This is a genomic window from Nocardiopsis sp. iso_25 (assembly GCF_056173305.1).
Genome location: NZ_CM149667.1, coordinates 1346222 through 1360437, shown reverse-complemented (window position 1 = coordinate 1360437; position 14216 = coordinate 1346222). Strand labels below are relative to the sequence as shown.

The following is a 14216-nucleotide window of genomic DNA, read 5'->3' as shown; positions in this document are numbered from 1 at the left end:
GAGCGTACGGCGGCTAGGAGATTCCGAATTCCTTGCCGATGAGCTCGATGAGCTCGTCATCCTTCGCACCTTCCAGTTCCTCGGTACCGTCCGTCGTCGCCCCCCGGCCTTCGGTGAGCGTGTACAGCAGATCGCGGAGTCCCGCCGCCACGGCCTCGCGTTCGGCGCTGCGCAGCTCCGTGGCCCGCACCGCCGTCCGGAGCCGGTCCAGCGCGGTGGCCGGGTCGGCGGTGCCGCCGTCGCCGGAGGAGAGCAGCAGGGAGAGCAGGTGCCGGGCGAGGGCCAGCGGTGTGGGGTGGTCGAAGGCCGCGGTCACGGGTAGTTCCAGGCCCGTCGCCGCGTTCAGGGCGTTGCGCAGGCGCACCGCTCCCAGGGAGGTGCCGCCCGCGTCCAGGAAGCCGCGCCGGACGTCCACCTGCTCCGGCGAGGTGAAGCCGAGCACCGCCGCCACGTGTTCACGGACCAACGCCACCACGGCGTCCTCGCGCTCGCGCTCGGACAGCTCCGACAGCGCGGACAGGCTCCCGCGCGGGGCGGCCCCGGCGTCCGGGGGCACCTGCTCCGCGCGGTCGTCCGGCGGGGCCGCGGCGGAGCGGGGTGCGGGGTCCAGCCAGTAGTCCCGGTGCTGGAACGGGTACGTGGGCAGCTCGACCACACGCGGGTTGTACTCCGAGAACACCACCGACCAGTCCGGGACGGTGCCGCACACCCACACCTCGGAGAGGGCCGCCAGGAACTCCCGGGGGCCGCTGGCCCTGCCGTGGAACGCACCGAGGACGGCGGTCTCGCCGCCGTTCGCACCGGCGGACTCCAGTGTCTGCTGGACGCCGATGGTCAGGACCGGCCGCGGGCCCATCTCGACGAACGTGGTGAACTCGTCCTCCGCCATGGCGCGTACGGCCTCCTCGAACCGCACGGTCTGGCGGATGTTGCGGTACCAGTACTCGGCGTCCATGGCGGTGCCGTCGATCCGGGCACCGTGCACCGTGGAGTACAGCGGGAGCTCCCCCTGCCCCGGCCGGATCCCGGCGAGTGCGGTCAGGAGCTCCGCCCGCAGGGCGTCGACCTGCCGGGAGTGCGCGGCGAAGTCCGCCGCGACGGGGAAGGCGAGGACCCCCTCCGCGGCGCACCACTCAGAGAGCTCCCCGAGCGCGCCGCCGTCCCCGGCGACCACGACCGCGCTCGGTCCGTTGTGGGCGGCCACGTCCAGCCTGCCGCCCCAGCGCTCCAGCGAGGGGAGCTCCTGTCCGGGACGCAGCTGCAGCGCCAGCATTCCGCCGCTCCCCACCAGGGGCAGGACGAGCCTGCTCCGGAGGGCCACCACCGCGGCGGCGTCCTCAAGGGTCAGGACGCCCGCGACGTGCGCGGCGGCGATCTCCCCCTGCGAGTGGCCGACCACGGCGGACGGCTCGACGCCGTGGGACCGCCACAGCCGGGCGAGCGAGACCATGACCGTGAACAGCAGCGGCTGGGCGACGTCGGGACGACCGGTGTCGGGGGCGCCGGGGCCGCCGCGCAGCGCCGCCGTCACCGACCAGTCCAGGTAGGGCGAGAGCGCCTTCTCGCACTCGTGGACGGCCTCGGCGAACCGCGGTTGCGCGTCGATGAGGGCGCCCAGGTCCAGCTCCGCGTCGAGGGCCCCCTGCCCGGGGAAGACGAACGCGGTGCGGGGCTCGGCCACGGAGCGGCCGCGGATCACGCCCGGTGCCGGCCTCACGTCGGCGAAGGCGTCCAGCGCCTCCAGCGCCTCGGCCCGGTCGCCGGCCAGGAGGACCGCCCGCTGGGGGAACCCGGACCGGGCGGTGGCTAGCGACCAGCCCACGTCCTCGGACGCGGCCTCGGGGGACAGGCGCAGCAGGCCGGCGAGCCGGGCCGCCTGCTGGCGCAGCGCCGCCTCGGTGCGCGCGGACAGCACCCACGGGACGGGGCCCGCGGCTCCCGCCGGGCGCGGTTGCGGCCCGGCTTCATCGGGGGCCTGTTCGAGGATCAGGTGGGCGTTGGTACCGCTCATCCCGAACGACGAGACCCCGACGCGCCGCGGCCTGCCGGTCTCGGGCCAGGGCCTGGCCTCGGTCAGCAGCCGGACACCGCTCCCGTCCCACTCCACCAGCGGAGAGGGCTCGTCCGCGTGCAGGGTCCGGGGCAGGACGCCGTGGCGCAGCGCCATGACGGACTTGATCACGCCCCCGACTCCGGCGGCCGACTGCGCGTGGCCGATGTTGGACTTGAGTGAACCCAGCCAGAGGGGGCGGTCCTCGGTGCGGCCCCGGCCGTAGGCGGCGATGAGCGCCTGCGCCTCGATCGGGTCGCCCAGCCTGGTGCCGGTGCCGTGCGCCTCCACCATGTCTATGTCGCCCGGGGTGAGGCCCGCCTCCTCCAGGGCCCGTGCGATGACGCGCTGCTGTGACGGTCCGTTCGGGGCCATGATCCCGTTCGAGACCCCGTCCTGGTTGACGGCGCTGCCGCGCACGACAGCCAGGACCGTGTGCCCGTTGCGCCGGGCGTCGGAGAGCCGCTCCAGCAGGATCATGCCCACGCCCTCGGCCCAGCCGGTGCCGTCGGCGTCCGCGGAGAAGGCCTTGCATCGTCCGTCGGGGGCCAGGCCCCCCTGCCTGGAGAACTCGGTGAACAGTCCGGGGGAGGCCATGACGCAGCTGCCCCCGGCCAGGGCCAGCGAGCTCTCCCCGCCGCGCAGGCTACGGACCGCCTGGTGCAGGGCCACCAGCGAGGACGAGCACGCCGTGTCCACGGTGACCGCGGGGCCGGTCAGGCCCAGGGTGTAGGACACCCGTCCGGAGGCGACGCTGGGCGAGGAGCCGGTGAGCGCGAAACCGTCGGAGGAGGCGTCCAGCAGCCGGGGCCCGTACTCCTGGGCCATGGTGCCCACGAACACGCCGGTCTCGGAGCCGGCCAGCGACTCCGGGTCGATCCCGGCCCGTTCGACCGCCTCCCAGGCGGTCTCCAGCAGGAGCCGCTGCTGCGGATCGGTCGCCACCGCCTCACGCGGGGAGACCCCGAAGAACTCGGCGTCGAAGGCGGCCGGGCGGTCGAGGAACCCGCCCTGACCGGTCGACGAACGCGGCTCCCCCGACCGCCCGACGAGGAGCTCCTCCAGGTCCCACCCGCGGTCGGCGGGGAAGGGGCGCACCGCGTCGCGCCCCCGCGAGACGATGTCCCACAGCCCCTCGGGGGTGTCGGCTCCCCCGGGGAAGCGGCACCCCATCCCGACGATGGCGATCGGTTCGGGCCGGGTCGAGCGGTCCAGTTCCTCGCGCAGCCGCGCGTTCTCCTTCATCGCGGCACGGAGCGCCGCGACCAGGCGTGCGTCGTCAGTGGTCAACTGCCGTCTCCTGTCCAGCGTGGTGGGGACCGTGTTGTCCCCGGAGTGCGAGGGTGACGAGTTCGTCCACCTCCATGGTGTCGATGCCGGTGTCCGGGTTCCCGGCTCCGTCGCCGGACCCGGAGCCGTCCTCCACGGCCGCGGCCGCGTCCCGGTCCGGGGACTCGGGGAACAGCAGCAGTAGGAGGAACGCGGCCAGGGCGCGCGGGGTGGGGTGGTCGAAGACCGCGGTGGCCGGGATCCGCACACCTGTCGAGGCGCTGAGCCGGTTGCGCAGCTCCACACCCGTGAGCGAGTCCAGCCCCAGGTCGGTGAAGGGCCGGTCGGCGCCCACCCGCGAGGTCCTGGTGTCGGGGCCGTGGCCGAGGACCACGGCGGTGTGCGTGCGGACCTCGGTGAGCAGCGCGCGCTCGCGCTCGGGCCCGGACAGCGCGGAGAACCGCTCGGCGGCGTCCTTGGTCCCCCTTTCGCCCCGGGGTGCGCGCGCGCCCTCCGGGGACGGCCCGCCCAGGCCCCGGAGCACGCCGGTACCGGTGCCGGCGGCGGAGTCGAACAGGGCGGGGACGCCGTGGACCATGTTCCGCAGCAGGGCGGTGTCCAGGTGCCGCAGGGCCTCGTCCTCGGGCATCGGGAGCAGCCCCGTCCGGCCCAGGACACCGAGGTCGGTCCTGTCCAGGTGGCCCGTCATCCCGCTGGCCCCGGCCCACAGGCCCCACGCCAGGGAGGTGGCGGGCAGGCCGTGCTCCCGGCGGTGGTGGGCCAGTACGTCGCAGAAGACGTTGGCCGCGGCGTAGTTGGCCTGCCCGGCGGTGCCCAGGGTTCCGGCCACCGACGAGAACAGCACGAACGCGCCCAGATCGGCCTCCGCGGTCAGCTCGTGCAGGTTCCACGCGGCGTCGACCTTGGGGCGCAGCACCCTGTCGACCTGTTCACCGGTGAGCGAGGTGACGGTGGCGTCGTCGAGGACGCCGGCGGTGTGCACCACCGCGCCGAGCGGGCGGTCCGCCGGGAGCCCGTCCAGGACCCGCTCCAGGTCCTTCCTGTCCGCGGTGTCGCAGGCGGCCACGCTCACCCGGGCCCCGAGTGCCTCCAGTTCGGCCGTGCGCGCCTCCTGGCCCCGCGCCTCGGGGCCGCTGCGGCTGACGAGCAGCAGGTCGCGCACCCCGTAACCGGTGACCAGGTGGCGTGCCACCCGGTGCCCCAGGGTGCCGGTGCCGCCGGTGACCAGCGTGGTGCGGTCCTGCGGGAAGGGCGCCGGAACGGTCAGGACGAGTTTGCCGACGGTCTCCCCCCGCTGGAGGCCGCGGAGGGCGTCCTTGGCGTCGCGGAGGTCGTGGACGGTGACCGGAAGGGGTTCGAGCGTGCCGCTGGAGAACAGCTCCAGGACCCGCCCGAGCATCTGGCCGATCCGCTCCGGGGCCACGTCCGTCAGCTTGAACGCGTCGTAGCCGCGTCCGGGGAAGTCCGCGGCGACGTCGCGCACGTCGCGGACGTCGGTCAGCCCCATCTCCACGAGCCTGCCGCCCGGCCCCCCGCCGTCGCCCGGGGAACGCAGGAGCCGCAGGGAGGCGTCCACGAACTTCCCGCTGAGCGAGTTGAGGACCACGTCCATGCCGCGCCCGCCGTTGGCGGCGCGCAGCCGTGCTTCGAACTCCAGGTCGCGGGAGGAGGACAGCCTCTCCTCGTCGAGCCCGTACCCGGCCAGGCCGGCCCACTTGCGGGGGCTCGCCGTACCGAACACGCGCGCCCCCATGTGCCGTGCGAGCTGGACGGCCGCCGTTCCCACGCCTCCCGCGGCGGCGTGCACCAGGACGCTCTCCCCCGGGCGTACCGCCGCCAGGTCCACCAGGGCGTAGTAGGCCGTCAGGAAGGCGACCGGCACGGCCGCGGCCTCTTCGAAGGACCACCCGTCGGGGATCCGGGCGAGCCTGCGGGCGTCGGCGACCGCGATCGGGCCGAACGCCCCGTCGAACACGCCCGCCACGCGGTCGCCCGGGTTCAGGCCCGCCACCTCGGCGCCCGTCTCCAGGACGGTCCCGGAGCCCTCCAGGCCCACGCCCCTGTCCCCCTCGACCATGCCGAGGGCCACCACCACGTCCTTGAAGTTGACGCCGGCGGCCCGGACGGCGATGCGCACCTCGTACGGGCCGAGCTCCTCCCCGGCCTCCGGCGCCGGCAGCAGCTCCAGGTTCTCCAGCGAACCGGGACGGTTGCTGCCCAGACGCCACAGCGCGCCGGGGGGCGTCAACCAGCGGTCGCCTTCGGCCCTGGCCAGCCGGGGCACCAGGACCGCGCCCGCGCGCAGGGCCATCTGCGGTTCACCGAGCTCGACGGCTCCGGGCAGGACGCGGTGGGAGTCCTCCGACCCGTCGGAGTCCACGAGCACCAGACGCCCGGGGTGCTCCCTCTGGGCGGCCCGCAGCAGACCCCACACAGGCGCCGCGGCGAACCCGCTGATCCGCGTGCCGGGGCCCGTGGCCACCGCGCGCCAGGTCACCACCACCAGGCGGGAGTGCTCGGTGCGCGGGTCGGTAAGCCAGGTCCGGACGGTCTCCAGGACCGCGTCCAGCCCCTGGCGGACGGACTCGGGCACCGAGGTGTCGCCCTCGGCGTAGACCGCCGCGGCGGGCAGCTCGGTGTAGACCACCGGCGGCACCGCGCCGTCCCGGTCGACGGCGTCCAAACCGGGCAGTCCGGTGGGGACGGAGGGCGTGGAGCCGGGTGCGGCGGCCTTCTCCCACACCAGCTCGTGCAGGGCCGACACCTCGGACGGGTCGCGTTCGGGGAGGGCGTCCCCGTCCAGCACGCGCATGGCCAGCTCGTCCACGGCCACGACCGTGTTCCCCGCCTCGTCGAAGACGCGCACGCGGTAGCGGTCGGCGCCCAGTTCGGTGGCGCGCACGCGCAGGCGTCCGCGCGCGGCCTCCCCGCCGAGGGCGCGCACCCGTACCCCCGACCAGGCGAAGGGGACCGTCAGCGTGTCCTCGCCGCTACCGCCGTACAGCAGGATCGCGTGCAGGGCGGCGTCCGCCAGAGCCGGATGGGGACCGTGGAAGGGGCCGCCGGTGTACGGCGTGTCGGGCGGTTCGACCTCGGCCAGGATGTCGTCCCCGCACCGCCACACGCTCCTCAGCCCCTGGAAGAGCGGACCGTAGGCGTAGCCGCGCCGGGCCAGACGGGTGTAGTCGGGTCGAACGGTCACCGGATCGGCGTCGGCCGGGGGCCAGGGCAGGTCCGCCGGGAGGGAGCCGTCCGCGTCGGCGGGTCCGGTACCGGGCTCCGGCTCGTCCGTCAGGGCACCGGAGGCGTAGCGGGTCCAGGGCGCGTCCGACGCGGCCCGCGCGGAGCGGGCGTGGACGTGCACCTCGCGCCGCCCCCGGTCGTCGCGGGCGCCCACGGTGACCTGGAGCGTGGCCCCCTCGCCGTGCGTCAGCACCAGCGGAGCCTCCAGGACCAGGTCGGCCACGGTGGCGGCGCCGACCCGGTCGGCCGCGTACGCGGCCAGGTCCACCAGCGCCGTGCCGGGCACGACGATCCGGCCGAGAAGGCCGTGGTCGCGCACCCAGGGCTGGCCGTCGGTGTCGATGCGTCCCGTGAACACGGTGCGCCCGTCGACCAGCGCCAGCCCCTCGTCGAGCAGCGGCTCCGCGGCCCCGTGCGGTTCGGGTCCGGCCCCGGCCCGGACGGAGGCGTCCACCCAGTGGCGTTCGCTGTGGAAGGGGTCGTCGGGGACGATGACCGCGGCGCCCTCGTCGGCCACGCCCTCCAGCACCACGTGCGCGTTGGTGCCGCTGATACCGAAGGAGGACACCGCGGCCCGGCGCGGGCGCCCGGTGTCCGGCCACGGTTCCGGTTCGGTGAGCACCCGCACGCCGCTGCCGTCCCAGTCGACCTTGTCCGTGGGCACGTCGGCGTGGAGTGTCCGGGGCAGCCGCCCGTACCGCAGCGCCTCCACCGTCTTGATCACCCCGGCCACGCCGGCGGCGGCTTGGGCGTGGCCGATGTTGGACTTGAGCGAGCCCAGCCGCAGATCCTCCGCGGAGCCCTCGCGGGCCCGGCCGTACACCGAGATCAGCGCCTTGGCCTCGATCGGGTCGCCCAGCCGGGTGCCCGTGCCGTGCGCCTCGACGGCGTCGATTTCGCCGGGCTCCACCCCGGCCGAGGCCAGGGCCTGACGGATCACCCGCTCCTGGGCGTCGGGGTTGGGCGCGGTCAGCCCGTTGCTGGCCCCGTCGGAGTTGACCGCGCTGCCCCTGACCAGCGCCAGGACCGGGCGCCCCGCGCGGCGGGCGCGGGAGGCGCGCTCCAGCAGGAGCACGCCCGCGCCCTCGGCCCAGGCGGTGCCGTCGGCCTCGGCCCCGAAGGCCCGGCAGCGGCCCTCCGGCGACAGTCCGCGCTGGGCGGAGAACTCCAGGAACATGCCGGGGGTGGCCATGACGGTGGCTCCCCCGGCGAGGGCCATCTCGCACTCGCCCCTGCGGACCGCCTCGGCCGCCTGGTGCAGGGCCACGAGCGAGGACGAGCAGGCGGTGTCGATGGTCAGCGCCGGACCGCGCAGGCCGAGGACGTAGGCGATACGGCCCGAGGCCACGCTCAGGGTGCTGCCGGTGAGCCGGTACCCCCCGTCGTCGCCCGTGCTCGGATCGGCCAGGCGCGGCCCGTAGTCGGTGGGCATGGCGCCGACGAACACGCCGACCTGTCGTCCGCGCAGGTCGTCCGTGCTCATCCCGGCACGCCGGATCGCCTCCCAGGAGGTCTCCAACAGCAGTCGCTGCTGGGGGTCCATGGCGTCGGCCTCGCGGGGGCTGATCCCGAAGAAGCCGGCGTCGAACAGGTCGGCGTCGTACAGGAATCCGCCCGAGCGCGCGTAGGTGCGCCCGGGTGTTCCGGGCTCGGGGTCGTACAGGTTCTCCAGGTCCCAGCCGCGGTTGTCGGGGAAGTCCCCGATGGCGTCCACACCGTCGTCGACGAGTCGCCACAACTGCTCGGGAGAACGCACCCCGCCCGGCAGGCGGCAGGCCATCGCGGTGATGGCGATCGGGTCGTCGTCGGGGACCGGCGCCGTGACGGCGGGGGCCGCCGCGGGCGCGGGGGGAGCGGTCTCGGGCGGGGCGGAGGGCGGCCCGGCGGCCCCGGGCACCTCCTCCCCAGCCTCCCCGACCAGGAACTCCGCGAGCGCGGAGGGGGTGGGCAGTTCGAACAGGACGGTCTCCTCCAGCGGGACCCCCGTCTCCCGGGACAGCGCCCGTCCGAGCTGGAGCAGCATCATCGAGTCGAAGCCCAGGTCGCGGAAGGCGCGGCGCTCGTCCGAGGCCGTCAGGGACGCCCGCCCGAGCACCCGGGCGGTGTGCCCGCGCACCAGCGCGCGGGTGCTCCGTGCGTCGCCGCGGGGCGCGGCGGGGGACGCGTCGGGTTCGTCGGCCGGCGGCCCTTCGACGGGCACCGGGGCGTGGGTGTGCGGCCAGTACCGCTGGCGCTGGAACGGGTAGGTCGGCAGGTCGACACGGCTCGCGCCGGTCCCCGCGAACAGGGCCGCCCAGTCGACGCCGACCCCGGCGGTGAACGCCTGCGCCGCCGCGGTCAGCAGTTGCGCCTGGTCGCCGGCCCCCCGGCGCAGGGTGGGCAGCACCCTGCCCCGCGCCCCGCGGGCGTCCAGCGTCCGCTCGACGCCGAAGGAGAGCACCGGGTGCGGTCCCACCTCGACGAAGGTGGTGTGGCCGGACTCCACGGCCGCGTTCACCGCGTCGGCGAAGCGGACGGTACCGCGCAGGTTCCCGTACCAGTACGACGCGTCCGTCCGCGCCTCCGCCCCCTCCAGGGACCCCCCGGTCACGGTGGAGAAGAACGGCACCCGGGCGGAGCGCGGTTCGACCCCGTCCAGGCACGCGAGCAGCTCCTCGCGGATGTGCTCCACGTGAGAGGAGTGGGAGGCGTAGTCCACGTCGACCAGGGCGCTGTGGACACCGCGGTCGACGCAGAGCTCGACGGCCCGGCGCACCGCTTCGGGGCTTCCGGAGACCACGACCGACTCGGGGCCGTTGACCGCGGCCAGGTGGAGGTCCTCCTCAGCCGCGACGAGCTCCCCGGCCCGTTCGGGGGACAGTCCCAGCGAGGCCATGCCGCCGCTTCCGGCGAGCGAGGTCAGGGCACGGCTGCGCAGGGCCACGACCTTGGCGGCGTCCTCCAGCGACAGGACTCCCGCCACACACGCCGCGGCGATCTCCCCCTGGGAGTGCCCGATGACCGCCGCCGGCTCCACGCCCAGCGCCGACCACACCTTGGCAAGGGAGACCATGACCGCCCACAGCACCGGCTGGACGACGTCCACGCGCGCTCCCGAGCCGGTGTAGGCCGGAGCTCCGGGTTCGCCGCGCAGTACCTGGATCAGCGACCAGTCCACGTGGGGCGCGAGGGCCCGCTCGCACTCCAGCAGGCGCCGGGTGAACACCTGGGCCAGAAGGCCGTCACCGTCGAGGAGGTCCCGGGCCATCCCCTCCCACTGGCCGCCCTGGCCGGGGAAGACCAGGACGGGCCGCTCCTGCGCCTCGTCGGCGGGAGCGGACGGGGGCGCGACCGACTCCAGCTCCCGCGCGCCGTCACCGCCCGAGGCGAAGACGACCGCGCGGTGCTCGAACACGGTGCGGGTGGTGGCCAGCGACAGGCCCACGTCCTGCACCCGCAGGCCCGGCCGGGACGACACGAAGAAGTGCAGGGAGGAGGCCTGGGCGCGCAGGGCCTCCTCGGACCGGGCCGTCAGGATCCACGGGACGGGGTCGATGCCCCCTTCCCCCGTTGCCGCTCCGGGCCGGTCCGTGTGGACCGGCGGGGGCGGACCGAGCACCAGGTGGCAGTTGGTCCCGCCCATGCCGAAGGAGGAGACGCCCGCCAGCGGAGCGTCCGCGGGCCACGGCTCGCGCCGCAACTGCGGGCTCAGCCGCAGCGCCTCCAGGTCGATGCCGGGGTGGGGCCGGGTGAAGTTGCGTGTGGGCGGGAGCTGTCCGTGGGAGAGGCTGAGCACCGTCTTGACCAGGCCGACGATTCCGGCGGCGCCCTCCAGGTGGCCGACGTTGGTCTTGGCCGACCCCACACGCAGCGGCTCCTCGCGTCCGTCGGAGAACACCGCGCCGAGCGCGGCGGCCTCGACCGGATCCCCCGCCGGGGTACCCGTGCCGTGCAGTTCCACGTAGCCGATCCGCGCCGGGTCGACCCCCGCCCTGCGGTGGGCAGCACGCAGGACCCTCTCCTGGCCCGCGGCGTCGGGCCGGGCGAGGTAGGGGGTGCGGCCGGAGTTGTTCACGGCACCGCCGCGCAGGACCGCGTGGACGCGGTCGCCGTCGGCCAGGGCCCGGCCCAGGGGTTTGAGCACGACCACGGCGCCGCCCTCGCCGCGCACGTAGCCGTTGGCGCGCGCGTCGAAGGTGTAGCAGTGCGCGTCCGGGGAGAGCCCGCCGAACCGGGCGACGCTCTCGGTGCTCTCGGGGACGAGGATGAGGTTGACTCCGCCGGCCAGTGCCGTACCGCACTCGCCCCGGCGCAGGCTCTCCATGGCCGCGTGCACGCTGACGAGGGACGACGACTGTCCGCTGTCCACGGTCAGGCTGGGCCCGGACAGTCCGAGCGCGTAGGAGACACGGTTGGCGATCATGCCGCGCTGGGTGCCCGTGAGCGTGTGGTGGGTGGCGCCGCCGCGCACGGCACGCTGTTGCAGGAGGCCGTAGTCGGCGGCGACGGCGCCGGTGAACACACCGGTGTCGGTGCCCCGCAGGGAGTCCGGCGCCATGCGTGCGCGTTCCACGGCCTCCCAGCTCAGCTCCAGCATGAGCCGCTGCTGGGGGTCCATGGCCAGCGCCTCGCGCGGCGAGACCCCGAAGAACCCGGCGTCGAAGTCCTCGGCCCGGTCGAGGTACCCGCCCCAGTAGGGGTCGCGCGCGGCGGAGGCGACGCCGAGCCGCTCGGGAGGGGCGGAGATCGCCTCCCTACCCTCGCACAGCAGCCGCCAGAAGGCCTCCGGAGTCGACGCTCCGGGGAGCCGGAGGGAGAGCCCGACCACCGCGATCGGTTCGTCGGCCCCAGGAGTCGTCCACGCACCCGTCACCATCGTCGTCTCCGATCTCACACCACCGGCCCCCTTGCTCCGCGCGCGGTGTGCCGGAAATCCGCCCACCGGAGATCTTCCGGTGCAAATGCACGGGCCACTGCTGTGTGTTCGTACAGGCCAGGAATGGTCGATTAGCGGTCCGCGTCCCCGTGCGACCGCGGGGAAGCGGAGGTTTCTGTCAGGTCCGGAGGAGAGGAAGGGTACTACCAGAGGTCATCGCAGTTCTCATCATCAGCAGAGGGCTTCGCCCGACACTAACAAATCAGTCCACATACGGACAGTTCGCCCTCAAGAAACAAATGACCCACCACTCACCATGCCACGCTTTCGGACATCAACCCGAAGGATAGTACCCACAGTTCACAGCCGGTGACAACGGAATCTTTGTTTTCGGACATTGCTTTCTTGAATTCCGGTCCAGAGCGTGGCCGGGTGACACCTCCCACAGAAAGCAGCTGAGCCCGGTGTCCGCCGGACACCGGGCTCAGGCCGCTGGGGTACGCGCACGTCAGCCGCCGTGACGTGCGCGCACCTCAGCCACGTACTCTGTGGCCAACTGCGGATCCAGCAGCCACTTACCGTAGTCCGGCGAGTAGTCCCACCCCTGGATCCAGCGGTCGGAGATCTCACGGTACTTCACGGCGGCGGACAGCAGCTCCACCATCTGCGGGGACATGTCCCCCTGGTCCCACCAGGTGGAGCACATCTCGGACCATTGCTGGTTGTAGAGACCGAATTCCCAGAAACGGTCGAAGGCGCCGACCAGAAATCCCTCGTCGAAGGGCTGGTCACCGCGTTCGATGATGGCCTCCAGGTAGGCCTCCGCGCACCGTGTGGAGTTGTTCCAGCTCTGTCCCACGTAGGGGTCCATGGTCACGATGACGTCCGCCATCCCGAGGACGCGTCCGCCGGACGGGAGGACCCCCACGGGGTTGCGCACCTGGGGGGTCAGGTCCTCCACCAGAGTGCTGTTCCTGCCGTCGATCAGGACCGCGTCCTTGGCCCGCTCGAAGTACTCGGGAGCGTACCGGCGGAGGAGGTCCTTCATCCGGCGCAGCTGCTCCTCGGGACCGGGACGGTCGGGCCAGGTGTCCATGGGACCGCCGCGCTTGTCCACCATGACGAGCGAGTGGCAGGGGCCGTCCTGGCCGAGGATCGGCAGGAGGATGATGTTGCCCGCCTCCGCGGCGGACGCGGCCCAGCTGATGTTCTCGTCCTGGCCCTCGGCCGGCCAGACGTCGTAGACGTGCGCCTGGGCGATCGCACGCGGCCTGGCCCCTGAGAACCTGCTCTCGTCGTAGTCGAAGAGCTGGCCGAGCTCGCCGTGGCCGACCGCCACGATGATCAGGTCGAACATCCGCGAGAAGTAGTCGAGGTCGGTGACCGTGACACCGTGGATGACGACCTTGCCGCCGCGGTCCTCGAAGTACTCCAGCCAGTCGGCCATCTTCACACGCCTGTCGATGGAGACGGCGTAGTCGTTGTTCTCACCCGTCCTGCCGGTGAAGGACATGAGGCTGCCCCCGCCCGGGTACAGGTGCACCGTCTGCTCCCTGATCTGCGGCGACAGGGCGCTCCAGAGATCGAGGTTGAAGTTTCGCTCGTGCTCCAGGGCGGTGGGGAACGTGAACTGCGAGATCGACGGCCTGCCCGTCCGGATCTCCATCGAGGACTGCCCCGTGATCACCGTGACGTCGTATCCATGGGTGAGGAGCCCATGGGCCAGGTGCAGGCCGGCGTGGCCCGCGCCGACGATAAGGATCTTGCGCATTGTCGCTAACTTTCCTGGGGAATCTGCGGGGCGGTGGGAAGACCGGGGTCTCCCCGTCCGTCAGGCGACGGGCTCGCTGGCGCGGTTGTGCTCCAACGCGTACCGCAGCAGCGTCTTGAGCACCTCACCCCCGGACAACCGGTTCCGGGCGTCGAAGTCGATGATGGGTACCTCAGGACTGACCTCCAGCGCCTCGCGGACCTGCTCGGAGGTGTAGTCGAGGCGGCCCTCGAACTTGTTCAGCGCCACGATGTAGGGGATGCGTTTGTTCGTCTCGAAGTAGTCGACCGCGTCGAAGGAGTCCGCGAGCCTCCGGCAGTCGACTACGACGACGGCGCCCACCGCGCCGCGGACCAGATCGTCCCACATGAACCAGAAACGCGCCTGGCCCGGTGTGCCGAACATGTACATGACCAGTTCGTCGTCGACGGTGATGCGACCGAAGTCCATCGCGACGGTGGTGGTCGTCTTGTCGGGTGTGATCGAGGTGTCGTCATGACCGATGCTGGCCTCGGTCATGATCGCCTCGGTCGTGACAGGGGGAATCTCCGACACCGAGCGCACCAAGGTCGTCTTGCCGGCGCCGAAGCCCCCGGCGATGACGATCTTGCTCGACATCTTCTTGCGATTCGACCTCTTGTCACTGGAAAAGTCGTTCGAGACCACGAAGAGCCCTCTCCAGAACCTGGTTTTCCGATGGACTGCTGCCGGTGATGGTCGGGTGGATGTACACCAGGTCCTGTTCGGCCAGGTCACTGACCAGAACCTGGGTGACGCCCAGGGGGATGTTCAACTCGGCCGAGACCTCGGCCAGCGACCGGGTCTCCCGGCACAGCTTGTAGATACTGATCGACTCCGGCATCAGGGTGCCAGGAGGTTCCTGCCCGGGCTCGGACGTCGAGACCAGGGTCTGCACCATCAGCGGATGCCGCGACCGTGTCCGCCCACCCGTGAAGGTGAACGGACGGACACGGTTACTCCTTCGCCTGCGGAAGCTCATAGCCGAG

The 14216-nt window shown here is 73.1% G+C and carries 5 protein-coding genes; all 5 read right to left on the bottom strand.

All coding sequences use genetic code 11. The features are described from left to right. Nucleotides 1-13: 13 nt before the first annotated feature. Nucleotides 14-3340 carry a type I polyketide synthase gene (locus tag AC0VX6_RS06115; RefSeq protein WP_475467668.1) on the bottom strand — a complete coding sequence of 1109 codons (3327 nt, stop codon included), beginning with the start codon at nt 3338-3340 and terminating at the stop codon, nt 14-16. Beyond that, nucleotides 3330-11438 carry an SDR family NAD(P)-dependent oxidoreductase gene (locus AC0VX6_RS06110; RefSeq protein WP_475469268.1) on the bottom strand — a complete coding sequence of 2703 codons (8109 nt, stop codon included), beginning with the start codon at nt 11436-11438 and terminating at the stop codon, nt 3330-3332. Before AC0VX6_RS06110 ends, AC0VX6_RS06115 begins: the two co-directional genes overlap by 11 nt. 508 nt (nt 11439-11946) lie before the next feature. Beyond that, a complete protein-coding gene (locus AC0VX6_RS06105; protein WP_475467667.1) occupies nt 11947-13209 on the bottom strand; it encodes a styrene monooxygenase/indole monooxygenase family protein in 1263 nt (420 codons plus the stop codon). A gap of 60 nt (nt 13210-13269) precedes the next feature. Then, nucleotides 13270-13827 (bottom strand): GTP-binding protein, encoded by a 558-nt coding sequence (locus tag AC0VX6_RS06100; protein ID WP_274976563.1) that lies wholly within the window; start codon nt 13825-13827, stop codon nt 13270-13272. 22 nt (nt 13828-13849) lie between these two features. Continuing rightward, complete coding sequence (locus AC0VX6_RS06095) at nt 13850-14209, bottom strand: DUF742 domain-containing protein (RefSeq protein WP_013151545.1); 360 nt, start codon at nt 14207-14209, stop codon at nt 13850-13852. Between the last annotated feature and the right edge of the window lie 7 nt (nt 14210-14216).